A 24,454-nucleotide genomic window follows, 5' to 3' on the forward strand; every position below is an offset into this window, starting at 1 on the left:
AGGGGATGCTCCGTGTCCTGCCGGTGGCGCTTGCGCACCTCTTCTTCTTCACCGTTCTTTCAGCCCAGACCACAATCTATGTGGTCCGCCATGCCGACCGCGCACCCGGCAACGAGGATCCGCCCATCAGTGAAACCGGACAATTGCGAGCCAAAGCGCTGGCGCGGCTGTTGACCGATGCGCCGCTGGGCGCCATCTTCGCGACGGAAGCCGTGCGGACCCAGCAGACGGCCGCCCACACCGCCTCAGCTCACCGCCTGCACACAGAGACCGTCACCGCCAAGGACATTGCGGGCCTGCTGCGGCGGATCAAAGCGGAACTGCCGCCCGGCAAGTCCGCCCTCGTGGTGGGCCATCGGGCCACGGTGCCCTTGATCGTACAGGCGTTGGGTGGCGGCGCCATACCTCCCCTCGGCAGTTCCGAGGTCGACCGGATGACGGCGGTCACTTGCTGGCCGGACGGCAAGTGCGCCGTGCAGGTCTTTCGATACGGCCCGGAGTAACGGAATTTTCAACAATCCGTTCACAGTTGGCAATGTGCGCCGCGTAGCATGGGGCCTTCGATCGACCCGCCCCTGGGAAGGACCCATGCACAGACCACCTCGCTATCCCGGCGCCACCGCGCCGCACCGCTCCAAGTTCCGCGCTGCGTTTGAAGTTCTATCCGCATTGCTATCGATCCTCCTGTTCTGCCTCACCGGCCTGCTGGGCCAAGCGACGGAGGGCACCATTCTAGGGACGATCACCGACAACTCCGGCGCACCCGTGGCCGGTGCGGTGGTCTCCGTGACCAACGTGTCCACCAACCAGAGAAGAACCACCGTTTCCAATGAGAGCGGCGAGTACGTGGTGACCAACCTGCCGCTGGGCCAGTACACCGTCTCGGCTGAGATGCAGGGCTTCCGCCGCGTGCAGACGCCGGGGGTGGAGATCACCATCAAAGCGCGGCCTCGAGTGGACCTGCGCCTGGAGGTTGGTGAGATCAGCCAGGCGGTCAGCGTGACCGGCGATGCTCCACTGCTCAAGACCGACACGGTGGAAGTGAGCACGGTGGTGAGCCGCCAGCAGTTGGAGAGCCTGCCGCAGATGAGCCGCCACCTGCTGACGCTGGCGTCCCTCACGCCCAGCATTTCGCACTTCAACGGCGGCCGTGTCGGCGACTTCTCCGGCGGCGAAGCCATCTCGCTGGGACCGCTGGGCGTCAACAGCAATAACTTCATGATCGACGGCATCTCGAACAATCTGGAGCTCACCGGCGGCATGAACGCCGTGCCGCCCATCGACGCCATCCAGGAGTTCTCGGTGCAGACCAGCGGCTATGCGGCGGAGTTCGGCCGCGCCGCCGGCGGCATCGTCAATGTGGCCCTGAAGAGCGGCACCAACCAGTTGCACGGCTTCGGCTACGACTATCTGCGCAACGACATTTTCGACGCGCGCCCCTATGACTTCTCCGGAACGAATCCGGCCCGCCAACCGCTGCGGCGCAATCTCTTCGGCGGCGGCCTGAGCGGCCCGGTCAAGAAAGACAAGATCTTCCTCTTCGGCAACTATGAGGGGCTGCGCCAGCCGCAGAACGCGATCGAGTACGACACCGTGCCGACGACGTTGGAGCGCGCCGGCGACTTCTCAAAGAGCGGCTTCAGCATCTATGACCCGGCGACGCAGCGGCTGGACCCTTCCAATGGCCGCTACGTCCGCGATGCGTTCCCCAACAACGTCATCCCCCAGAACCGCATCAATCCAATCGGCTCGAAACTGATCAGCATCTTCCCCACACCGAACTACAAGGACCAGAACCCTTCCGTCCTCAGCAATTCCCTGGCGATCCTGACCAATAACGACAAGCGCGACTCGATGAACCTGAAGGGGGACGTGAGCCTGTCCGCGTCGGATTCGCTGACCCTGCGCTACTCCAAACAGTGGTTGACGAAAGACCGCAGCGGCTACATGCCGGAGAGCTGGATTGGCGGCCATGCCACATTGAATGGGACGAATGCCGGCGCAACTTATACCCACATCTTCTCGCCGTCAGTGGTGAACGAAGCGCGCGGCGGCTGGAACTACATCACCGACGGCAACTTCAATTCCAACCAGACCGTGATTGCGGAGCTGAACAAGATTCCCGGCGCCGTCGTGCAGGCCGGCTATCCCACCGTATCGATGCGCAACATCTCGTCGACGAAGGCGGTGCGCCCGCTCACGACGCTGCCCACGCCGTATCTCGTCTGGCAGAACTCCGTCCAGCTGATGGACAACCTGAGCTGGCACAAGGGTAGCCATGCGTTCAAGTTCGGCGTGGAGTATATCCACCACCGCAACGATGTCGGCGGCGGCTGGGCTCCAGGCGGCGTGAAGTTCAATTTCGACGCCTACCAGACCGTGCCCTACGCCGGAGCCAAGCGCGAGTCCAATCGCACGGGTACGCCCGATGGCCTGCTGGGCCTGGCCGGAGCACTCACCACGTACCACTACCTGGACAAGACGCGCATGACCGACAACCGCTTGGCCGCCTTTGCCCAGGACGACTGGCGCATCACGCGCAAGCTGAGCCTGTCGCTGGGCCTGCGCTACGAGTGGTTCCCGCAGTGGAACATGGCCAAGGATCTAAATACCAACTTCGACCTCAGGACCGGCAAGATTGTCATCTCGGACACAACGCGCGACTGGGTCGCCGCCAATCTCGGTCTGGCGAACGGCGTGCTGCCGGGCAACTACGAGTACCGCCCGCGCGACCAGGTGCAGCCGACGTCCACCTCCATCGACCTGTCGCCGCGCATCGGCTTCGCTTACTCGATCAACAGCAGAATGGTGCTGCGCGGAGGCTACGGCATCTACTACTCGGTGCTGGACGCGCTGAACATGAACAACACCAGTGGGGCTCCGTTCAGCTTCCAGGTACAGCGCAACGGCGACACGATCAAGGCCATCGACATCAACGAAGGCTTCCCGTCCGCGAACATCTTCGAGACGCTGGGCTCGATCAACATCGGGCCGGCCCAGTTCGATACGCGGTTCAAGGATCCTTATGTGCAGAAGTACAACATGAACCTGCAGGTCAGCCCGACCAAATCGACGGTGGTCGAGATGGGCTACAGCGGTTTCCACTCCATCCGCGGCGCAACGTCGTGGCGGGTGAACTATCCCACTCCGGCGCCTGGCGACCTGCAGAGCCGCCGGCCTTATCCGCTGTTGGGCGAAGGGTTCGGGATCTTCTTCATGAACGCGGCGCGCTACAACGCGTTGGAGGTGAGCCTGCGGCAGCGGGAATGGCGCGGATTGAGCGTCACGACGGCACTCACGCTGTCGAACTCCATTGGCGACAACGGCAGCATCGATCCGTACAACTTCTCTTACGGGCACGGCCGGCTGTCGAACGACTACGGCTACAACTGGGTGAGTTCGGCCATCTACAACGTGCCCACCCCCAGCAACTGGAACAGGCTGTCCAGGCAGATCCTGGGCGGCTGGCAGACCGCTACCATCGTGCAATTGCAGGGCGGCGCGCCGTTCTCAGTGAACTCCTCGCAAACGATGAACGACGATGTCGATTCCAGCCGCGCGAACCTGATCGTCACCAAAGGTCCGGCGACGTTGGGCGGCAGCCAGCGCTCGATCAACCGCTGGTTCAACACGGATGCGTTTGTCAGCCCGGCGGACTATACCTGGGGCAATTCGGGGATCAACATCCTGCGGGCTCCGGCGTTCATGCAGGTGGATCTGGCGGTCCAGAAGAGCTTCCGGGTGTATGAACGGGCGCGCTTCACGTTCCGAGCCGAATCGTCGAACGTCCTGAACCAGGTGAACCTGGGTGGACCGTCGGCCACTGTGGGGGCAGCGGCCTTCGGGACGATCCGCAGCCTGAATGGGGATCCGAGGCACATGCAGGTGTCGCTGCGGGCGGATTTCTAGCCGCCATCGCAGGCTCCGTGCGCGGTGCGGCTTGGCAGTTGCACCGCGCAACACAGCATTTTTGACGGCGGTGTAGGGATTACGCGGCCCCGCGAGTCTTTGAATTGAGATGAATCCGTCCTTTTCAAGACGTTGCGGGTGCCTCGCCGTTGTTGCGCTGCTCACCCTTGCCCTGAACGCGCAGCCCCGCCTGGAGAGCCTGGCGGCGCTGAGCGGCGACGGCGCAACTCAAGTGAAGTCGATGGCAGTGGACGCCTTGGGCAACATCTACCTCACCGGCAGCACGACGTCGGCGAACCTGGCCACCCCGGGCGCCTACCGTGCGAAACGATCCAGCTCGAACCTCTACGCCTACTCGATCAGCGACGGCTCGTTCGAACCGAGTTACCCCACCCGGAGCGGCTATGCCAGTGATGTGACAGGAGATCCGCGCCAGAATGGTGAAGCTTACGCATTGACCCCGGACGGTCTGCGGAAGACCACAGACTCCGGCGCCGCCTGGGCTTTGGTCGATGGCGGATTGCCCCCCGGAGCTGGTCCGCGATTCCTGGCCTTCTCCCCATCGCAGCCAGATGTTTTGTATGTTCTGTTCGCCCAGGGCATCTATCGCAGTACTGATTCCGGCCGCTCATGGAGCGCCGCGTCGCCATTGGCCGCTGCGATGCCGCCCGATCTGAAGACCGTTGTCAGCAGTCTTGCGATTGACCCGTTTGATGCGGCCCACGTCCTGGCGTATGGCTACTATTCATACGACTCCCGGGATGGAGGCCAGACCTGGCACGAGCTGCCGACTACGCTCGTCCAGGCAGCCTTCGACCCGCTACAACGCGGAGTCGTCTGTGCCCTGGTCTCCGAGCAAGCGGGGCCTGTATCGAGGAACGTCCTGGTGAGGAGTACGGACGGCGGAAGATCGTTTCAACAAGTACCGGGTCGGCCGGTGACGCAACCACAGGCCTTTCTGCTGGATGGCAAGCGGGCCGGCCGGATCTACGTCAGTGGTTACAACGACTTCGGCACCGATCCAGGTATTTACCGCAGCGAGGACAACGGTGCGACCTGGGCCTTGGGGATCGGCACGGCTCCGGGACAGTTCCTGCAGGACACACAGTCGGGTGAAGTGTTTGCGGTGACCGGAAGCGAAGGCATCTTGCGCAGCACGGACGGTTTCCGGAGCGTCACCCAGATGAAGATTAAGGCCTATCTGGGCACCGCAACCATTGTTTCCAGCGGCAAACTGCTGGTCCGGTTTCCGGATGTCAGCACTGGGGACGCGTTCGTGGCAAAACTCGACCCGGCGGGCCGCCTGCAGTACTTCACCTACATCGGAGCTCTGTTTCAGAGTTCGGGCACCGCCATCACCGTCGACAGCCAGGGACGGGCCATCGTCGGTGGGTTCAGTTCCGGCGACGTGATCCCGAATGCAACGAGTCTTACCGGCGGGGCCCCTGGGTCCACCATCCTGTTCAGGCTCTCGCCCGATGGCAGCCAGATGGAGTATGCCACCTGGGCACCCGGCGGAGTCATCAACGCGCTAGCACTGGATACAAACGAAGACGTCTATCTCGCCGGGACGACTGGCAGCAGTTTCTATGCGACTGCTGGCTCCGCTCAACCCTACTTCACAGACTGGCCATATCTGCCCCAGGGCCCCACCCACAATGATGGCTTCATGGCGAAAATCACCCGGGAAGGGGACAAGTTGATCTACTCCACCTTTATGGGGTACGGAGGAATCGACCGCGCGTGGACGAACTCAGTGGATTCGCAGGGCAATGCCTACGCGGCCGGTACCCGGGTTTGGAAGCTGAATGCGGATGGCTCAGCGTTCCTCTGGAGCACCACCCTGCAACCAGGCGAGATCCTGTCCGGCGTGATCGATGGAGAGGGTAACTACTACGTCTGCGGGGCTACTCGCTGGACGGATATGTACACGACGCCCAACGCGTTCCAGCACGATGCTCCCCCAAGTTACGGAGTCTATCCGGGCGATGTCCGCTTCGGCCCGCCTGAGCTGGATGGTTTCGTGGCCAAGTTCGACGCCGAGGGAGGTGTGGTCTATTCCACGCTGCTGGGCGGCTCGTCGAACGACTCCGCGACGAACATCACGCTCGACGGGAACGGGCAGGTGATCGTGGCCGGCTACACCAAATCGACCGATCTTCCGCTGCGCAACCCGATTGAGAGCGGACAGGCAGCAGCGTTCCTGACACGCTTGAGCGCCGACGGGTCGGATGTCGCCTATTCCACCTACCTCCCGGGCGACAGCCAGATCCGGCCGGTGGGGCTGGCCTTGCGGCCTGGTGGTGGATTGATCCTGGTCAGATCGTCAGGTTTACCGGGCACCGCCACGGTTGAGCTAATTACCGAAAATCTCCACTAGTCGAGGGAAGAGTTCTCCAGGACAGCCCACTGCGCCAGGCCGGCGAAGCGGCGGTACTCGGCAACCCGGAAGCCCGGCACTCGGCGGGCGTCGAAAAGGTGGGAATGCGGAGACGTACGGCGTTGATTGACCCCCGCGTTCTCCAGGATCTTCAGCAGCCAGTCCCACTCAGGCGCGGGCGTGGTGAGCATCAACTGTCCTTTAGGCTTCAGCAACTGGCGGCAGGCCTCGAAGCAGTCGACGTGCTCCAGGATTTCGAAGGCCACAATCACGTCGAAGGCTCCCGGCTGCAGACCCAGGCGGGGCCACTCCAGGATATCGCCCACGACATCGGCCGGACCCTGTAAATCCAAGCCGGTGTATTGCTTAACGCCCCTGGCCCGCAGATGGCCGCCGGCCCAACCCGAGCCGCAACCCACCTCCAGAACCTTGGCATCGAGGGGGATGCGGTCGAGGAAGTAGCGGGCGCGCAAACGCCGCATTCTGGATTCGAGGAGGGCCATGGGGAGGGTTCGTTCCCATGGTAGCGGACGAAGCGGGCCGGCGGTCAGGCGAGGATGCTGAGGATCGCCTGGTTCAGGTTGTCGAAGTTCTGGGCAACCTGCACGTTGGCGTCCACCATAATCTTCGCCTGCATCATGGCTACCGCCTCGGCGCTGAGGTCGACAGTGTCGGTAGGCGCGGATGCCACGGTCGGCATCTTCGCAATACGCGCCGCCGTGGCCCCAGCCAGTTCAAGTCCATTGTTGATGCCCGCCAGGGCGATGCTCAGGTCTGCCATTTGTCCGTCTCGCAATTCTTATCGGAGAACCAGGCGGCCGTTTGAGAGAAACTTACCAGTCGACGGGTTTGCACCAATGTCGGAGAATGAAATTGAGCCATGCGTACGCCTTCGATTCTGCTCGCTGTCATTTTGTTCTGCTGCTGCCAGCTGGCGCTGGTGTCCCAGCCGTCCATCGTGCCGATGCCCACGTTTCTGGGCACGGTGAAGGGCAGCGACGGGAAAGTCCTTTCCATTGAATCGGATGACGGGAACACGATGCAGTTCACCTGCACCCGCAAGACGGAGTTTCTCGACGGCAAGAAGCGCATTAAAGCGACCGACCTCCAGCCAGGGGAGTATGTTTCGGTGGAAGCGAAAAAGGCACCCGACAGGACGCTGGACGCCGTGATCGTCCACCGCGAAAAACGCCCGGACGCCTAACCCCTCAACCGGCCCTGCGGAAGGCCAGCACCGCGTTCAAACCGCCGAAAGCAAATGAGTTGGAGAGCACCGCTTCGACCCGCGCAGCCCGCGCCTGGTTGGGAATCACGTCCAGATCGCACGCCGGATCCGGCTGCGTGAAGTTCACCGTCGGGGGCAGCAGATCACGCTCAAAAGCCATCATCGCCGCGGCGGCTTCCAAAGCGCCCGCGGCCCCCAATGTATGGCCGTGCATCGACTTAGTCGAGCTCACCACGGGCGGTTCCGCAAAGACCGCGCGAATCGCCTTCGTCTCCGTCGCATCATTCGCCGGCGTACCCGTGCCATGGGCATTGATGTAGCCGATCTGCCCGGGTGCCAGCCCGCCATCCGCCAGGGCGGCGCGCATGGCAGCGGCGGCACCCTCGGCCGAGGGCATCGTAATGTGCGAAGCGTCCGAGGTCATGCCAAAGCCGCAGATCTCGGCCAGAATGTGGGCGCCGCGGGCTACGGCTGACTCCAGCGGTTCCAACACCAGGATGGCCGCGCCTTCACCCAGAATCAGCCCCTTGCGGTCCACTGTGAAGGGCCGGCAGGTGTCGGGTGCCACGACTCGCATCGCTTCCCAGCCGCGCAGCATGCCCAGTGAGAACGGAGCCTCATGCCCGCCCGCCAGGGCCGCATCCACCATGCCCGCCCGCACCATCCAGAACGCCTGGCCGATGGCGTGGGCGGCCGACGCGCAGGCCGTCGAGACCGTGTACGCAGGTCCGGTGATGCCGTGGTGCATGGAGATATAGCTCGCCGCGCCGTTGGCCATCACCTTCGGAATCGTCAGCGGGTCAAACCGGGTCTTCTTTTCCTCGTAGAGTTGCCGGTAGGTTTCGTCTTCCGTCGTTTTCCCGCCGACGCAGCAACCGGTGACCACCGCGGTGCGGGCGGGTTCCAGAATCAGGCCCGACATTTTGAGCGCCTCGGCGGCCGCGACACCCGCCAGTTGCACCGTCCGGTCCAACTGCATGGCCGCCTTGGGATCGAAATGGAGGAAGGGATCGAAGTCCTGCACCTCGGCTCCGTTCGAAAAGCGGAGCGGAGTGCAGTCGACTGCCTTGATGGGGCCGATGCCGCTGCGGCCTTCCGCCAGCGAAGCCCAGAACGAGGGGAGATCCGGCCCCAGCGCGGAGATCACGCCCGCGCCGGTGATGACGACGCGCCTCATGCCGGATCGGATGCGGAAGCAGCAGCCTGCTTGCGCGCCAACAGCGTCTCGACGCCAGCGATGGCCTGCTGGATGGAGGTGAACTCCTTGCCGGCATCATCCGGGATATCGATGTCGAACTCCTCCTCCAGGGCAAAGAGGATATGGAGTCCGTCCAGGGAATCGATGTTGAGTTCCTGAAACGTGCTCTCAGCCTGAATGGTATCGACCGGGATGCGCTGGTTCTCGGCAATGACGCGGATGACGCGCTGACTGGTAGTTTCCTGCATTCTATTGAACTCCATTTGTCACGATTCGAGCCGCCGCGTGAATCTCTAAGTCTACTTTCTCGTTCACTCGAAGGACAAACGTACTTGGATTCTTCAGGCCCCAGGCAACATACGGGATCGAGAATTTGGAGTCGGCGCCGATGTGGCCGGGTTCGACACTCACCTGGATGGGCAGTGTCGCCTCGTGCTCACTGCCATGCAGCAGGAAACTTCCATGCACCTGCAGCGTGGCCGAACCCTGTGCGGGCACTTGTCCGTCCACATGCTTCGGCTTGAAAACCACGTCGGGAAACTTCGCACTCTCCAGGATGCTCTTGTGCATTCTGCCGTCCCGGCTGTCGTTCCCGCTGGCGCCGGTGCGGGCATCGACGATCAACTCACCCGAAGCGTTCCCGGTGGCCGGATCGAAGCGAACCGTGCCGCTGCGCAACTGGAACGTACCGTGCACGGTGTGCACCAGCGTATCCAGGGTCCAGTGGATCTGAGTCTGCGGAGGATCGAACACCAGCACGGTGTCGGCCGCGTGGAGGGGAAGAATCAGGCCAGCCGCGAGCAGCGGCAGGGAGAGCAGGTAACGCATGGTGGTGGCCTTTCTCAGGCGGTGAACATACTCCAACCCAAGGTGATGGCCGAGGTCGCCAACACCCGGGGGGAGAACCCGTGGACATGCATCGAGAGCATGTCCGCAAACACCTTCGGCCGGGCCGAGAGTGCGGAAAACACGCGGCGCCGCAGGGAGTCGCGCTGGTCCATCAGCAGCATCAGGTCGGCCATCAGGGCCGGCCGGCGGCGGATGCGGTTGTGAGCCTTCTGATACAAGCCCAGATCGTCCAACTCCATGGCTCCGGCCAGCGCCAGCGCCTGCTGGAACGCCAGGGACAGCCCCTCGCCGGTGACCGCATCCACCGAGCCGGAAGCATCGCCGATGAGGGCAATGCGGCCGTGGCACACCCGCCGCAGGCGGCGGGAAGCGGAGATGGAACCCCGCTCCGTCGAAGACGGCGCCGCGCCGCGCAGCCTCTCCATCAGTTCCGGAAACAGCGGCAGCGCCTGGTCCAGGCGCAGATCCGAACTGCGGGAAAGCAGGGCGACGTTCACCTGGTCGGCCGCTACTGGTGTGACATAAATCTGGCAGCCCGAAGCCCAGTGGACCTCGACATGATCCGTCCAGGGAGCCACCTGGAAGTGCCGCCGGAAGCCGAAACGCTGGCTGTCCCTCAATCTCGAATCGAGGCCGGCCCAGCGGCGTACGGCGGAGCCCGCACCGTCAGCCCCCACGATAAACCGCGCTGTCAGGGAGTGATTGCGCAGCAGCACCCGCTGCCCGTCCAGGCCCAACACGGGCGAATCCCACAGCAGGGTGACCCCGGCCTCTTCCGCTTTCGCGGCCAGGATGCGATGCAGTGTCGTGCGGCGGACACCGTAGCCAACTCCGGCCGGGAAGGTAGCGGCTACGGAACGCCCATGGCCGCTAAAGCGGATGCCGCGAAAGGGCACGTACTCGCCGGGGGCTATCGACACGCCCAAACTGCTGAGCGCCGCCACGGCATCCGGCATCAGGCCTTCGCCGCAGGCCTTGTCGATGGCGCTATGAGCGCTATCGGCGACCACGACACGGAATCCCTTCTGCCGCGCGGCGATGGCCGCCACCAGGCCCGCCGGACCGCCCCCGGCAATGAACACATCAGTTTCAGTAGGTAGATCCATACTTTCACCAGCGCAGCAATATCAGCTCGGAGCAGAACGCCGGGCCCATCGCCGCCATCAGGCTGTACGTACCCGGCTGCGGACGGCGGTTCATCATTACCTCTTCCAGCACCAGCAACACGGACGCGGAAGAGAGATTGCCCGTCCGCTTCAAGCACGCCCAGGACGCGTCCAGCGCATCCGGCGGCAATTGCAGGGCAGTGCTCGTTGCCTCCAGCACGCGGGGTCCGCCGGTGTGCAGCACCCAACTCCCGATATCGGCCCGGGTCAGGCCCTCCGTGCTCAGGAACGCGTCCACGTCCCCCGCCAGATTCTGCTCCACCACCTCGGGGACTTCCCGCGAGAGCACGATCTGGAAGCCCTTCTCCGAGATGTCCCAACCCATCACATGCTCCGTATTGGGATAGAAGACCGACCGTGTCGCCAGGATCTTCGGTCCACTCACGGGAACTTCGGCCCCGGCCACCAAGGCAATACCCGCGCCGTCTCCGAACAATCCCGAGGAGATCAGGTTGGCGATGGAGAGATCCTCGTGCTGCAGCGTGAGCGAACACAACTCCACGGCAATCACGGCCGCCACCTGCTTCGGGTACGCCTTCACATAGTCCGCCGCCCGGGCCACTCCAGCCGCACCGGCGACGCAGCCCAGTCCAAATATGGGAATCCGCTTGATGTGGACCGGCAGGCTCATCCGGTTCATCAGCCGGGCGTCCACCGAGGGGCTGGCGATGCCCGTCACCGAAACGAAATAGATCGCCCCCAGCGCCGACTTGTCGAGCCCGGCCCGCTCCAGCGCCAGGGTCAGGGCCTCTTCACTCAGGTCCACGGCCACGTCGATCCAGTGGTTATTCGCCTGGCCCCACGTCTTGATCCCGTAATACTGCTCCATCGGCAGCGCCAGATGACGAGTCTCCACGCCCACGCGGTTGTGAAGCCGCTCCATGAACTGGGGGTTGTCCAGCTTTGGTCCCCAGAACTGCTTCAGGGCGGCGAGCAGCACCCTCTGGTCGTACTTGTGTTTGGGTAGAGCGCTGGCCGCGCTGGCAATGATCATTGGAGAAGTCTACTTTCAACGGAGGCGGGCAAGTTCTTCAGCATAGAGATGGTTGTGGGGAAACTGCCGCGACAGCGACTGCAAAAGTGTCCGCGCCAGTTCCCGGTTCTTATCGCGAAGCGCGGCAACGGCCAACAGCAGGCGGGCGAACGGCTGCAGGAAACGGCCCTTCTCCGCCGTGATCTTCAGCTTCTCCAAACCCAATTCCTTATTGGTTGCATTGCCGTTCCACTGTAGAAACCAGCGCACCGGCAGCGGCTTCAGGCTCAGCAAATAATTCTCGACCCCAATCGCCAGCCAGGCATCGGCGAAGTTCGGATCGGCCCGCAGCAACTTCTCGGCCAGCAACCGGCTGTCCTTGGTGGCGTTTAGGGAACTCAGGTAGCGCTTCTCGATCAGGGCGTCGTAGTCGGATTGCAGGCCCAGCGCCAGCACCTGGGCGAAGACGGCGTTCGAATCGCCGGGCGACCGCGCCACAATCCGCCCCGCCAATTCTTGCGTACGCGCCAGTTCCCGCTGGAACGCCTGCTGCGCCGCGGCATCCGGTTTCAGCTTCTGGCTGGTCCGGAAATTATCGTCATGCAGGAAAAATTCCGACTGCAGAATATGCAGCCGGTCAAATTCCGAAAACAGGTAAGCGGCGGCGTTCGACACCGGGCCCAATGGATCCTCGGGATGTTGCCGCATCCATTCAGCAAATGTCTTGTGAGCCGCATCGAACTCAAGGTTGTACATCTGCTGGTAGCCAAGGTCTAAACCCTGAGTCTGCTGGGCAGTAACCGGCATGACGGCAGCCACCACAGTGGCAATTAATAAGTTGGCGAAGGATGACACAGATCGGTACTACTTATCAGATGCGCAGCCCCAGCGATCTTATTCCAAAAGGAGGTGTACCTCTTTTGGGGTGGTCGCTCAACACCCAGCATTACTTCGGATGCACGGCACGTTACATCGGTTACGCAGCGGGGGGCTTTTCTGTACCCAATCGATCGATCTGAATTCTGGCCACGCGGTTGAAGTCCATCCGCGCCACGGTGAATCGCCGTCCATCGTACTCGACGAAGTCCCCCGCACTGGGAATGCGGCCTAACCGGAACAGCAGGTAGCCCGCCACGGTTTCATAGGAATCGCCGGGCGGCAGCAGCACGCCGTACTGGGTCTCCAGATCCCGCAGGCTGGTGGCTCCGTCAATCTCGAAGTCCTCGGTGTCTTCCGGCACGGGCGTCGCCGTCTGAAGATCGAACTCGTCCTCAATCTCGCCGAAGATCTGCTCAAACACGTCTTCGATGGAAACCAACCCGCTGACGGTGCCGAACTCGTCCACCACCAGGGCCACGTGCGCATGCTTCTCACGCAGGTCGTCGAGCACCAGGTGCAGGGCGCGCGACTCGGGCACAATCGGGGCTTTGCGAACAATCCGGCTCAGCTTGAACGGCTCCACCGCTCTCCGCCGGGAGTTCGATTGGCGGCGCTGAGCCCAGAAATCCAACACGTCCTTCACATGGACGAAGCCAATCGGATTCTCCAGCGACTTCTGGCAGACAGGCAGCCGCGAATACCGGCTACCGCTCATGAGCTGGAGCACCTCGTCGATGTCCGCGTCCATCTCCACGGTCACCATCTGGTTGCGCGGCACCATCACCTGCCGCACGCTAAACTCCTGCAGGTCGATGATCCGGCTGATCGCCTCGCGCTCAAACTCAGTCAACTGGCCGGCCGAGTGGCTGGCCGCCACCACGAACTTCAGCTCTTCCGGCGAGTGCGCTCCGTGCTGGTGCCCATGCACGCCGATCAGGCGGGAGAAGATACCCGAGGCGCGCTCGATCACCCAGACAAATGGCTCGACGAGTTTGTAGAACACCAGCAGGACGGGGGCCACGATGATCGCCAGACGGTCCGACTTGTCAATGGCCACGTTTTTCGGCACGACTTCACCGAAAACCACGTGCGTGAAGGTCATGATCGCGAACGCGCACACCAGGCTCACGATGCGGATCACGGCTTCGGTAGCCGGCGTGCGCACAGCCGCGAACATCGTCAGCAGCATGCCGTCGAGCGTAGCCTCGCCCAGCCATCCCAGCGCCAGGCTGGCCAGCGTCAGTCCCACCTGGCTGACCGACAGCAGCCGCTCAGGGTTCGCCAGCAGGGACATGGCCGCGTGCGCACCCACCACGCCCTGATCCGCCATTTGCCTGAGCCGCGACGGCCGCACGGAAACAAGCGCCGTTTCAGCGGCCGCAAAGAAGCCGTTCACGCCGATGATGATGAACATCAAGAGCAGGCGGTAGCCGTAGCTTGCTGATTGTTCTTCCATGATTTAGCGGGGGTTCGCTCGCCGCGGTGGCCCTATGGGTACCATTGTAGAGATGTCGCGAATCCTGCGTGCCGTGAATGCCCTCATCCTCCTGCTTGTTTTGGCAGGACTGATAGGCGTGTACTGGTTTGTCTGGCGGCCCACCACCCAGACTTCCGGTGAAATTCCGGCGCCCACCGCCAAGCCGGTCCGCATCGTACGCGACAGCCTCGGCATCCCTCATATCTTCGCGGAGAATATCGACGACGTGCTCTTCGCCCAGGGGTTCGCCACCGCCCAGGACCGGCTCTGGCAGATGGACACCCTGCGCCGCCTGGCCGCGGGTGAACTCAGCGAAATCATCGGGAAATCCGGCCTGGAACTCGACCGCAAGGCGCGCAGGCTGCGCATGCGCCAGGTCTCCCAATTGTGGCTCAAGAATCTGCCGGCCAAGGATCGCGCCCTGCTGGCCGCCTACGCCCGCGGCGTCAATCATTACATCGAAACGAACCGTGGAAAATGGTCTCCGGAGTTCACGGTCCTGGGCTATCAGCCGCGCCCCTGGCTCATCTCCGACACGCTGCTCTGCGCCCTGCAGATGCACCGCACCCTGAGCGGCAACTGGGAGCAGGAAGCGCTCAAGGCCCGCATGCTGGCCCACGGTGATCGCGATAAGGTGAACTTCCTCTTCCCGGAACGCGTTGGCGACGAACCCATGCCCGGCTCCAATGCCTGGGCGATCTCCGGAGCTCATACCACCACCGGCAAGCCGGTCCTGGCCAACGACCCCCACCTGGAATGGAGCATGCCGTCCACCTGGTATGAGATCCAACTGCAGGCGCCGGGGCTCAACGTCACGGGCGCTTCCCTGCCCGGCGTCCCGGCAGTCGTCATCGGGCACAACGAGCGTATCGCCTGGGGCATCACCGCGCTCCAGTTCGACAACCAGGACCTCTATATCGAGAACATCGACCTGCGCACCGGAGCCTTCTCCTACAAGGGCCAAACCGGGCAGGCGCACCGCGAAGTGGAGCTCATCGCCGTCAAAGGCGACAAACCCGCCGAAGTGGTGATCTACACCACCCTGCACGGCCCCATCTTCCACTCCGAAGGCGATGTCCATATGGCCCTGCGCTGGGCCGCCGCTGCCAACAACCCGTTCGAGTTCCCGATGATCGACCTCAATCGCGCCCGGAACTGGACCGAGTTCCGCTCCGCCCTCAGCCGGCTCACCGGACCCAATATCAACGTGCTGTATGCCGATGTGGACGGGAATATCGGCTGGCAGGTCGCCGGCCGCCTGCCGCTGCGGAAGGGCTTCCGAGGCGACGTACCCCTAGACGGTGCCGGCGGAGCCCAGGAATGGGACGGCTTCGTTCCGTTTGACGAGCTTCCGTCTTACTACAACCCGAAATCCGGCATTCTGGTGAGCGCCAATCAGAACGGCTTCCCCCCGGACACCCCCTACCAGGTGAGCGGCTTCTTCGCCTCCACCCATCGGGCCCGCCAGATCGAAGCCCGCCTCCTGTCCAGGCCCAAATGGAAGCCCGAGGAGATGCTGCGCATCCAGTCCGACGTCTATGCCAGCAGCCTCAAGTTTCTGGCCACCCAGGCGGTGCAGGCGGTGGACAAGCGCGGCGACCAGAACCCCATGGCCCGTGAGGGCGCGCAACTGCTGCGCGACTGGGATGGACAGATGAACCGCGAGAAAGCCGCGCCTGTGCTCGCTTCCCTGCTCTACCAGCACCTGCGGCGCTCCATGGCCGATCGCGCCGCCCCGAAAGAGGGCGCCGACTACAAGCCTTACATCGCCCACAGCGTAGTGGAAAAACTGCTGCGGCAACGGCCCGCCGGCTGGTTCAACGACTACGACCTATGGCTCGCCACCTCGCTCGCCGACGCTGTCGAGGAAGGCAAACGGATGCAGGGCCGCAACACCGCGAAATGGCGCTATGGCGCGTTGAATCTGCTGACGCTGAAGCATCCCATCGCCTCGCTCGTACCAGGCATGGATTCCTTCTTCAACATCGGCCCATTGCCCCTGAACGGCTTCGGAACGACCATCAACGCCACCAGCGAACGCATTGGCCCGTCCCTGCGTTTTGTCGCGGATACCAGCAACTGGGACGCCAGCCAGATGAACCTGACCGTGGGCGAGAGCGCGCATATCTTCAGCGGCCACTACAAGGATCAGTGGGAGCACTACTATACCGGGCGCAGCTTTCCTCTTGAGTTCGGCAACGTCAAGGCAACGGGTACCCTGACGCTTCGGCCGTAGCCGCCGTGCCGTCACCGCGCCAGCGGTTGAACGCGGCACAGAACGCGAAGCCGGCCGCCAGCAGCGTCGCCCAAAGGAACGGCTGGCGGTAGCGGCTGTCGGCCTGGATGAAGTAGTACAACAACGGATAGACCATAAAGACCGTGACGAAAACCGGATGTCGCCGCAACAGGTACATGCCGGGCAGCGAAAGAATCGTCATGATCGAAAGCAGGGCGCCCCGCCAGGGCCGCTTGATGATACGGGGAAACCAGTACAGCCAGGCACGAGCCGCACTAAGCTGGAGGAACCGTTGCGGATGCGATGTGATCCATGCCCGAGCGCGGCGGCCCCGGTCGGCCATATACGCCGCCTCGCCCATCTGCTGGACGTCCTGCGCTTCGCTGAGGCTGAAATCCGGGTGATAGCGCAGCAGCGATGAGTTCTGGAACGTGTATGCCTGACTCTCGTCATTGTTGGAAACGTACAACTCCAACGGAAGGTTGTCCCGCAGGAAGAAGATCTTCCCAAAGGTTGTGTAGTTGCGGATGGTCCACGGAACACACGCCGCCACTAGCGTGAAGGAATAGATCGCTACCCATCGGCGCGGGGGCCGCTTCCACCAGAGCCAGCCTCCTAACAGCAGGATGCCCGAGGGGTTGACATGCAGGCTCAGTGCGCCCAGGAGAGCGGCCGGAACGGCGGACCACGCCGCGATGGGGATCAGCAGGCACACCAGAATCGTGACGGTTTGCAGGATGGTCTCAATTTGAACAGCCAGGGGGAAGAGAGGCACCACCAACAGTCCGGCTGCCACATACCCCGGCCTCCGGTCCCCCAGCAGCCGCAGCGAAACGAGAGGCAACAGCGCGAACTGCAGACCATGTAAGAAAACATGGAACAGCGCAAGGGGGATGGTGAGACGGACTTCATTGCCGAAAAGCCGGATGCCGCCGGCGACCAGCCACGGATAGAGAGGTGCGCAGTGGGCGGTGGGACCGGTGGGCAGAACCTGATAGGGATTCGAAAAGCCCTGCCCGGCCGCCAGGCTCCTCGCCACCGCCAGAGGCTCAAATCCCTGCCCCATCGAGGTATCCGGCATGACTTCGATGTGCAGGATGGTCACCACGCAACCCACCAGCCAGAGGAGTAGAAATGACACGCGGGGGCTGAGTCGGGAGGGCACCGCCAGCTAGGCTACTACATCGCTGTGCCCCTCGTCAGCGGGAACGCTGGTCGAACACGGGAAGGCCCATACCCCACTGCTATACTCGATCTTATTCCGCTCGCTTCGGGAGATTATGATGAGCCGCCCCACCGTCCTCCTGCTGACTCTCCTGCCCGTCCTCCTGCACGCCGAAATGACATACCAGAAGCCGCCGCAAGCCATCCTCGACGTCATGCACGCGCCGGCTTCGCCCGTACCCTCCGTCAGCCCGGCCAAGACCCACATCCTCCTCATCCAACGCCAGCTTTATCCCTCCATTGCCGTGCTGGCCGCCCCGGTGCACCGCATCGCCGGCCTGCGGATCAATCCCGCCAACAACGGGCCGCACGCGCCGCTGGGCATGGCCACCGGGCTGGTCCTCAAGACGATCGATGGCGGCGCCGAGGTCAAGATCGCCACCCCACCCGGAGCCAGCCTCGACACCCCGGTCTGGAGCCCCGATGGCAAGTACTTCGCCGTCGCCAACTCCACCGCCACCTCCATCGAACTCTACATCGGGTCCATCTCCAGCCCCATTCTCCGCAAAGTCCCTGGCGTTGTATTGAACGACACCATCGGCCAGCCGGTGATCTGGTTCTCCTCGAGCAAAGAGCTGCTCGTGCGCATGGTAGCCGCCGCCCGCGGACCCGCGCCCAGGCCGCCCGCCGCTCCGGCCGGCCCCAATGTCCAGGAATCCTCGGGCAACGCAGGCCCTGTCCGCACCTACCAGGACATGCTGAAGAGCCCTTACGACGAGAAGCTCTTCGACTACTACTGCACGGCGCAACTCGCCAGCGTCGATGTGGCCACAGGCCGCGTCACCCCCATCGGCAAACCCGGCATCTTCTCCTCCGTCGCACCCGCGCCCGACGGCAAACACCTGCTGGTCGCCCGCATCCAGAAGCCTTATTCATACCTCCACGCTTACCCGGACTTCCCGCGGGAAACCGAGGTCTGGGACCGCTCCGGCCGCACCGTCTACCAGGTCTTCAGCCATCCACTCGAAGACACCGTACCCATTGAGGGCGTCCCCACCGGCCGCCGCAACATCGGCTGGCGGCCCACCGAAGGAGCCACACTGATGTGGTGGGAAGCCCTGGACGGAGGCGATCCGAAAGCCAAGGCGCCCTTCCGCGACAAGCTCATGATGCTGCGCGCGCCGTTCACCGGACATCCGGTGGAAGTGTTCAAAACCCAGCACCGCGCCCGCGGCCTGATGTATGGCGAAAGCGGCGGGCTGGCCCTGGTCAGCGACTACGATCGCGACCGCCGCTGGCTGCAAATGTTCCGCATCTACCTGGACGATCCGTCCGCCCAAGCGAAGCTGGTCTCCAGCCGCAATGCCCAGGATCGCTACAAAGACCCCGGCCTGCCCCTGCTCAAGCGCCTGCCCACAGGCGGCATGGTGCTGCAGCAGAGCGGCGACTATGTCTTCCTCTCCGGCACCGGCGCCACACCACAGGGCGACCGCCCGTTCCTGGATCGCATGAATCTCAAGACCTGGGAGACCGAGCGCCTGTTCCGCGCCGGCGAGCAAGGCTACGAAACCGTCGTGGGGCTGCTCAATGCCGAGGGCACCCGCTTCCTCACCAGCTACGAGACGCCCAACACGCCGCCCAATCTGTTCATCCGGCAAAAGGATAGCGAAGACCGCGTCGCCGTCACCCACTTCCAGGACCCCACGCCCATCCTGCGCAAGATCAAGCGTCAACTCGTCACCTACAAGCGCGACGACGGCGTCCAGCTCTCCTTCACGCTCTTTCTGCCGCCAGACTACCACCCGGGCCAGCGTCTGCCCACCATCCTGTGGGCCTATCCGCTGGAGTACAACGATGCCGACACCGCCGGCCAGATCGGCGGGTCCACCCAGCGGTTTGTCCAGATGCGCGGCATCTCCCAGCTGTTCCTGCTGCTCTCCGGCTATGCCATCCTGAACGACGCCACCATCCCCATCGTGGGCGATCCGGAGACGGTCAACAACACCTACCTCGAACAGCTCGTCGCCAGCGCCAGGGCGGCCATCGACAAGGCCGTGGAAATGGGCGTAACCGACCGCAACCGGGTCGGCGTCGGCGGCCACAGCTACGGCGCGTTCATGACCGGCAACCTGCTGGCGCACAGCAAGTTATTCCGCGCCGGCGTCGCCCGCAGCGGAGCCTACAACCGCACGCTGACCCCGTTCGGCTTCCAAAGCGAGCGCCGCACATTCTGGCAGGCCCGCGATACCTATATGAAGATGTCGCCATTCACTTACGCCGACCAGATCAAGACCCCCATCCTGCTCATCCACGGCGAAGCGGATAACAACCCCGGCACCTTCCCCATCAACAGCGAGCGGCTCTACCAGGCAATCCGCGGCAACGGCGGCACCGTGCGGCTGGTCATGCTGCCGTTTGAATCGCACGGCTACGCGGCCCGCGAAAGCTCCGAGCACACCGTCTGGGAAATGTTGACGTGGTTCGATAAATACGTCAAAAACGCCCCGGCCGAAGCCGGCTCGAGATGACCCAAAAGGGCCTATCTTAATTATCTGCAACCATACTAGGTTAATATCTCGTCATTCCTATATAGGAGGGACGGCAGATGTTACGATTTGCATTCGCGGCGGCCTTCGCCGCCAGCCTGGCCGTAGCTCAGACGGAAGTCCCTGCGTCTGAGTGGAAGCACGCGGCTAAGGAAATAAGCGGCGAAGCCGCCTTGATCCGGGTAGCGGCCCAGGATGTGGCCACCAAGCCCTACGGCTTGGGCGTCGATCGGGGAGCCATCCGGCAATCTATAGAAAATCAACAGGTTAGCGCGGCGCGCATCCAGTCCAAGCTATACGAAGTCGAGCGCGCCGAGTGCGCCAGGGGCCTGTATCAGGACCACCGGCTCGACCGCCTCAAGGAAGCGGCCGACCGCCTGACGGACCTGACCGCCGTGCAGCGCGCCACGCTCGGGGACGGGGAGAATAAACCCGCCTGGGGCGTCCTGAAACGTCAGGCGAAAAGCACTTCAAAGCTGGCCGAAAAAATTGGGAAGGACATTGGGGGCATAGCTGATTAGCCCCTGATTGTGTGCTTTGGGAGGAAATGATGTATCGTTTGATCTTCGTTCTCGCCATCTGCCTGATCGTCGTCGGCCGGAACCTGGCCGCACAGTCCTCGAAGACGGTGGTCTCCGATGTGGTGCGGGAGGCCGGGGCCATTGCCAAGACGGAGAAGTCGCTCCAGAGCCTGCTGGAGCAGACCAAGTCGGACCCCAAGCAGGCCGAGTCCCTGGTTAAGACCGCCAAAGTGAAGGTCAAAACGATCAAGGAGCTGCTGGATCAGCTGGATGCGCGGTACGACACACTGAACGAGGAGCAGCGTTCGGCAGTCCGTGAGTCGTGGACGATCAGCGAACTACTCGGCGCCTACGTCGACAACCAGCAGGACGACCTGGCCGGCCTCGCCGACAATGAGCGCCGCGAAGATGCCCGCGTGAATGCCACCTGCGCCGTCCGGCGCGCCGAAATGCTGGTCGATTCTGTCCAGCGCCTGACGAAATAACAGCATCCGGCCGGCCCGCGGGCTGCGTACAATGAAGGCCGGAGAGCCTTCATGTCAGTCGAAGAGATTCTGAATAGACTGGGCATTCAGCCTTTGAATTCCGGAGCTTGCGGCGCAGGCTGGCTGGAAACCCCGGGCGGCGGCGAGCTCCGTAGCCTGAATCCGGCTACCGGCGCGCCCATCGCGAGCGTCGCCATGGCTTCAGCCGCCGATTACGACACGGTCATGGACGACGCCGCTGCCGTTTTTGAGCGTTGGCGCCTGCTGCCCGCCCCCAAACGCGGCGAAATCGTTCGCCTGATCGGCGAGGAGCTGCGGCTCCACAAAGACGACCTCGGCGCGCTGGTCGCCCTGGAAATGGGCAAGATCCTCGCCGAAGGCAAGGGCGAGGTCCAGGAGATGATCGACATCGCCGATTTCGCCGTCGGCCTGTCCCGCCAACTGTACGGGCTCACGATGCACAGCGAGCGGCCCGGCCACCGCATGTACGAGCAGTGGCATCCGCTGGGTGTGGTCGGCGTGATCAGCGCCTTCAACTTCCCCGTCGCGGTGTGGAGCTGGAATGCACTCATCGCCGCCGTCTGTGGCGACTGCGTCCTCTGGAAACCCTCCTCCGAAACCCCGCTCACCGCGATCGCTGTTCAGAACATCTGCAACCGCGTGCTGGAACGCACCGGCTGGCAGGGCGTGTTCACTCTCGTCATCGGACGCGGATCCACTGTGGGCGAGAAGATGCTCGCCGACAAGCGCGTACCCCTGGTCAGCGCCACGGGTAGCTGCCAGATGGGCTACCGAGTCGCCGAAGTGGTGGGCCGCCGCCTGGCCCGGACCATCCTCGAACTGGGTGGCAACAATGGCGTGATCGTCACCGAAGACGCCAACCTCGACCTCGCCCTGAGAGCCGTTCTCTTCGGAGCGGTCGGCACAGCCGGCCAGCGCTGCACCACCATTCGCCGGCTCTTCTTGCACAAGTCCATCGCGGGCCCCTTCATCGAGAAATTGAAGGCCGCCTACGCCCAGGTACGCATTGGCGACCCGCTGGATCCGCAGACGCTGATGGGCCCGCTGGTCAACAAACCGGCCGTGGAAGAAATGCTGGACGGGTTGGAGCGAGCCAAAGCCCAGGGCGCCGAGATCCTCTATGGCGGGGCGGCGCTGGAACAGAACGGCGGGTTCTTCGTCCAGCCCACGCTGGTCAAGGCCAGCGCGTTCATGCCCATCGTCAGCGAAGAGATCTTCGCCCCCATTCTGTACATCCTGGAATACGAAAACCTCGACCAGGCCATCGCCTGGCACAACTCGGTGCCCCAGGGCCTCTCCTCCGCCATCTTCACCAACAGCCTGATCTCCGCGGAGACCTTCCTCTCCGCCCGGGGCAGCGACTGCGGCATCGCCAACGTCAACATCGGCACCAGTGGCGCCGAAATCGGCGGCGCCTTTGGCGGCGAGAAGGAGACGGGCGGCGGTCGCGAAGCCGGCAGCGATTCCTGGAAGGCGTACATGCGCCGCCAGACCGTCACCATCAATTGGTCGAAGGACTTACCACTGGCGCAAGGCATCGAATTCAAGGTCTGAGAATAAATGGGAATACGCGGCACTAGTTCAGTGCTATGCCGCGTATCGCCATCTGCCTATTCCTTCTGATGCCTTTGGTCCGGGCCCAGGCGCCCGCCCGAACGCAGCCCGAAGTGGAACGGCTGGAGAGCCTCATCGAGGAGCTCACCGCGATGAAAGCGCAGGTGGCCGCCTTGGAAGGACGCATCGACACCGTCCTGCGCGGCCTCAGCGAGCAGAAGGGCGCACTCCAGAGCAAGCCCACTGCGTATAACGCACTCCGCAATATAGAATCGGATCCCGCTCCCGACGCCAAGCCGCCCGCTGTACGCTGCGCCGCCCTCACGGCCTCTGGCAAGCGCTGCACCCGAGCCGCGGCCGACGCTTCCAAGTACTGCAAGCAGCACCAGTTAGCGCACTCGAAGTAGTCTGGGCCGCCGCCGCGATCCACCGCCGTCGAAGGCGGCCCGTCCCTCTCCACCTAATGGCCATTCCCGATAGGGCCGATAGGAGTAGAGATGATCAGGACGAGTGTTCCGCCGGCGGGCCCGGTGCACTACCAATCCAGCGCATCCTCTACCAGGCACCAGGCGGAGGCGTCCCCGCGCACATTCTGGCCGCTGCCGGAGGCGCAAACGCGGGTCGTCTGCCGTTGGCTTCTGCTGGCACTGGCCGCTCTTTACCTGATCCAGATCCCCACTCCGCTCCGGCTCAACTACGACAGCGTTCACCTTCTGGGCGTGGGTGAAAACCTAGCGGAAGGCCGCGGCTTCATCGATCACGGGCAACGGCCTGTCTTCCCTCCGGGCTTCCCTCTCGTCGTGGCGGCGCTGCTGAGGACGGGCCTTATGTCGCCAGCCGCCCTCGCGCTTTTCAACCTGGCCATGCTCGCCGTGGGCTTGCTGGCGATTCGCCGCATCCTGATGAACCGGTTCGACATGGATGAATCTACGGTGTTGGGCGTTGCGTGTTTGTTCCTGCTCTCCGTCGTGGTGATCAAGCACTCCATGATCCCGCTTACCGACGTGCCGTTCTTCGCGATCTCCATGGCCGCGCTCGCCTCCATGGAACGGCTGCGGGACCTCAAACTGGGCTGGAAACTGTGTCTCGGGTGCGCCCTGGCACTGCTGTTGGTATGCTGCGCAACCCTGGTTCGAACCATTGGAGTGGCGCTTTGGCCGGCGTGGCTCTGGTGCGTGCTGAGCAACCGGAGCGTGCGGGTGCACACCGCCCGCATCCCCAGGAAATTGGTCGCCGCGGTTGCACTGCTCCTGCTGGCCGCTGTTGCTGTAGTCGCCTGGAAGCTCACTCTCATCCTGCGCAACTACTTCCTCCAATTCGTTGGAGCCCAGGCCTGGTACCAGTTTCTATGGGGCTTGGCGGAGTTCCGGCTGATGGAGTTCGGCCAGCTCTTCCTGAATCTGCCCAAAGGCGTCCTTCCGCTCGAATCACAATGGATTGTGAGGCTTCCGGGCGCCCTGCTGCTCGCCGCAACTGTCGCGGGCTTGCTGGGCAGGCGGCGGGACCTCAGCTCAACTGACGTCTATTTCGGGTTCTATGGGCTGATCCTCGCCATCTGGCCGCACTTCGATTCCCGCTTCTGGCTGCCGGTGCTGCCCTTGCTGGTCGCCTACGCGTTCAGGGGAGTAGAAGCATTGCCGCTGCCGGCAGCCATCAGCCGCTGGTCGCCCGTCGTCCTGGCGCTGTACGCCATTATCGGGCTGACTTCGTTGGCCTACAGCACCCAGCTCACTTACTCCGGACGGTCGTTCCCGAGCCTCTACCCTGAGTACTCCGCGTCTTACTGCGCCGAAGCATACACTTGCGGCAAGGTCGACCCGAACGAGGAACAAGACCCCGATGCGATCCATATCCTCCGCCGTTTCCGCTAG

Annotated in this window: 21 protein-coding genes; 11 read left to right on the plus strand and 10 right to left on the minus strand. The window is 63.3% G+C overall.

The features are described from left to right. The first annotated feature begins 5 nt into the window (after nucleotides 1-5). From IRI77_RS21940 to IRI77_RS21950, 3 genes are all read left to right on the plus strand, one after another. Nucleotides 6-503 carry a SixA phosphatase family protein gene (locus tag IRI77_RS21940; RefSeq protein ID WP_194447153.1) on the plus strand — a complete coding sequence of 166 codons (498 nt, stop codon included), beginning with the start codon at nucleotides 6-8 and terminating at the stop codon, nucleotides 501-503. Between the two features lie 85 nt (nucleotides 504-588). Continuing rightward, on the plus strand, nucleotides 589-3,909 hold the full coding sequence (locus IRI77_RS21945) for a TonB-dependent receptor (RefSeq protein WP_194447154.1): 3,321 nt from the start codon (nucleotides 589-591) through the stop codon (nucleotides 3,907-3,909). Between the two features lie 109 nt (nucleotides 3,910-4,018). Further along, complete coding sequence (locus tag IRI77_RS21950) at nucleotides 4,019-6,289, plus strand: SBBP repeat-containing protein (RefSeq protein ID WP_194447155.1); 2,271 nt, start codon at nucleotides 4,019-4,021, stop codon at nucleotides 6,287-6,289. Here the strand turns inward: IRI77_RS21950 and IRI77_RS21955 are convergent. Both IRI77_RS21955 and IRI77_RS21960 read right to left on the minus strand, forming a co-directional pair. Continuing rightward, nucleotides 6,286-6,792, minus strand: coding sequence for a class I SAM-dependent methyltransferase (locus IRI77_RS21955; RefSeq protein ID WP_194447156.1), 507 nt, complete (start codon nucleotides 6,790-6,792; stop codon nucleotides 6,286-6,288). The two genes, IRI77_RS21950 and IRI77_RS21955, sit on opposite strands and share 4 nt — an antisense overlap. A gap of 44 nt (nucleotides 6,793-6,836) precedes the next feature. Beyond that, on the minus strand, nucleotides 6,837-7,070 hold the full coding sequence (locus IRI77_RS21960; RefSeq protein ID WP_194447157.1) for a hypothetical protein: 234 nt from the start codon (nucleotides 7,068-7,070) through the stop codon (nucleotides 6,837-6,839). Nucleotides 7,071-7,169: 99 nt separating this feature from the next. Here IRI77_RS21960 and IRI77_RS21965 point away from each other — a divergent pair, with 99 nt between their 5' ends. Continuing rightward, complete coding sequence (locus IRI77_RS21965; protein ID WP_194447158.1) at nucleotides 7,170-7,493, plus strand: hypothetical protein; 324 nt, start codon at nucleotides 7,170-7,172, stop codon at nucleotides 7,491-7,493. Nucleotides 7,494-7,497: 4 nt separating this feature from the next. Here IRI77_RS21965 and IRI77_RS21970 read toward each other — a convergent pair whose 3' ends face one another. From IRI77_RS21970 to IRI77_RS22000, 7 genes are all read right to left on the minus strand, one after another. Beyond that, entirely contained in the window at nucleotides 7,498-8,691 is a 1,194-nt protein-coding gene (locus IRI77_RS21970; protein ID WP_194447159.1) for a beta-ketoacyl-[acyl-carrier-protein] synthase family protein, read from the minus strand. Continuing rightward, complete coding sequence (locus IRI77_RS21975; protein WP_194447160.1) at nucleotides 8,688-8,960, minus strand: acyl carrier protein; 273 nt, start codon at nucleotides 8,958-8,960, stop codon at nucleotides 8,688-8,690. Before IRI77_RS21975 ends, IRI77_RS21970 begins: the two co-directional genes overlap by 4 nt. A gap of 1 nt (nucleotide 8,961) precedes the next feature. Next, the gene (locus IRI77_RS21980; protein WP_194447161.1) at nucleotides 8,962-9,540 is read right to left on the minus strand and encodes a YceI family protein; all 579 of its coding nucleotides are present in this window, start codon (nucleotides 9,538-9,540) and stop codon (nucleotides 8,962-8,964) included. 14 nt (nucleotides 9,541-9,554) lie between these two features. Beyond that, nucleotides 9,555-10,667, minus strand: a complete 1,113-nt coding sequence (locus tag IRI77_RS21985; protein ID WP_194447162.1) for an NAD(P)/FAD-dependent oxidoreductase — start codon at nucleotides 10,665-10,667, stop codon at nucleotides 9,555-9,557. Between the two features lie 4 nt (nucleotides 10,668-10,671). Continuing rightward, nucleotides 10,672-11,721, minus strand: a complete 1,050-nt coding sequence (locus tag IRI77_RS21990; protein WP_194447163.1) for a type III polyketide synthase — start codon at nucleotides 11,719-11,721, stop codon at nucleotides 10,672-10,674. A 15-nt stretch (nucleotides 11,722-11,736) separates the two neighbouring features. Beyond that, nucleotides 11,737-12,507, minus strand: coding sequence for a hypothetical protein (locus IRI77_RS21995; RefSeq protein WP_194447164.1), 771 nt, complete (start codon nucleotides 12,505-12,507; stop codon nucleotides 11,737-11,739). A 169-nt stretch (nucleotides 12,508-12,676) separates the two neighbouring features. Beyond that, complete coding sequence (locus IRI77_RS22000; RefSeq protein ID WP_194447165.1) at nucleotides 12,677-14,035, minus strand: hemolysin family protein; 1,359 nt, start codon at nucleotides 14,033-14,035, stop codon at nucleotides 12,677-12,679. A gap of 52 nt (nucleotides 14,036-14,087) precedes the next feature. On the opposite strand from IRI77_RS22000, the gene IRI77_RS22005 reads away from it, so the two are divergent. Beyond that, entirely contained in the window at nucleotides 14,088-16,292 is a 2,205-nt protein-coding gene (locus tag IRI77_RS22005; RefSeq protein ID WP_194447166.1) for a penicillin acylase family protein, read from the plus strand. Here IRI77_RS22005 and IRI77_RS22010 read toward each other — a convergent pair. Next, nucleotides 16,258-17,433 carry a hypothetical protein gene (locus IRI77_RS22010; RefSeq protein WP_194447167.1) on the minus strand — a complete coding sequence of 392 codons (1,176 nt, stop codon included), beginning with the start codon at nucleotides 17,431-17,433 and terminating at the stop codon, nucleotides 16,258-16,260. The genes IRI77_RS22005 and IRI77_RS22010 overlap by 35 nt on opposite strands. Nucleotides 17,434-17,572: 139 nt before the next feature. Here IRI77_RS22010 and IRI77_RS22015 point away from each other — a divergent pair, with 139 nt between their 5' ends. The 6 genes from IRI77_RS22015 to IRI77_RS22040 all read left to right on the plus strand — a co-directional run bounded on the left by IRI77_RS22015 (nucleotide 17,573) and on the right by IRI77_RS22040 (nucleotide 24,454). Next, nucleotides 17,573-19,984: a S9 family peptidase gene (locus tag IRI77_RS22015; protein WP_194447168.1), complete on the plus strand. Its 2,412-nt coding sequence runs from the start codon at nucleotides 17,573-17,575 to the stop codon at nucleotides 19,982-19,984. Between the two features lie 77 nt (nucleotides 19,985-20,061). Then, nucleotides 20,062-20,523, plus strand: coding sequence for a hypothetical protein (locus tag IRI77_RS22020; protein ID WP_194447169.1), 462 nt, complete (start codon nucleotides 20,062-20,064; stop codon nucleotides 20,521-20,523). 26 nt (nucleotides 20,524-20,549) lie between these two features. Beyond that, the gene (locus IRI77_RS22025; protein ID WP_194447170.1) at nucleotides 20,550-21,008 is read left to right on the plus strand and encodes a hypothetical protein; all 459 of its coding nucleotides are present in this window, start codon (nucleotides 20,550-20,552) and stop codon (nucleotides 21,006-21,008) included. A 51-nt stretch (nucleotides 21,009-21,059) separates the two neighbouring features. Continuing rightward, entirely contained in the window at nucleotides 21,060-22,583 is a 1,524-nt protein-coding gene (gene amaB, locus IRI77_RS22030) for an L-piperidine-6-carboxylate dehydrogenase (RefSeq protein WP_194447171.1), read from the plus strand. Between the two features lie 35 nt (nucleotides 22,584-22,618). Next, nucleotides 22,619-22,990, plus strand: coding sequence for a hypothetical protein (locus tag IRI77_RS22035; protein ID WP_194447172.1), 372 nt, complete (start codon nucleotides 22,619-22,621; stop codon nucleotides 22,988-22,990). A 90-nt stretch (nucleotides 22,991-23,080) separates the two neighbouring features. Then, the gene (locus IRI77_RS22040) at nucleotides 23,081-24,454 is read left to right on the plus strand and encodes a hypothetical protein (protein WP_194447173.1); all 1,374 of its coding nucleotides are present in this window, start codon (nucleotides 23,081-23,083) and stop codon (nucleotides 24,452-24,454) included.

This window comes from Paludibaculum fermentans (assembly GCF_015277775.1).
Classification (GTDB): domain Bacteria; phylum Acidobacteriota; class Terriglobia; order Bryobacterales; family Bryobacteraceae; genus Paludibaculum; species Paludibaculum fermentans.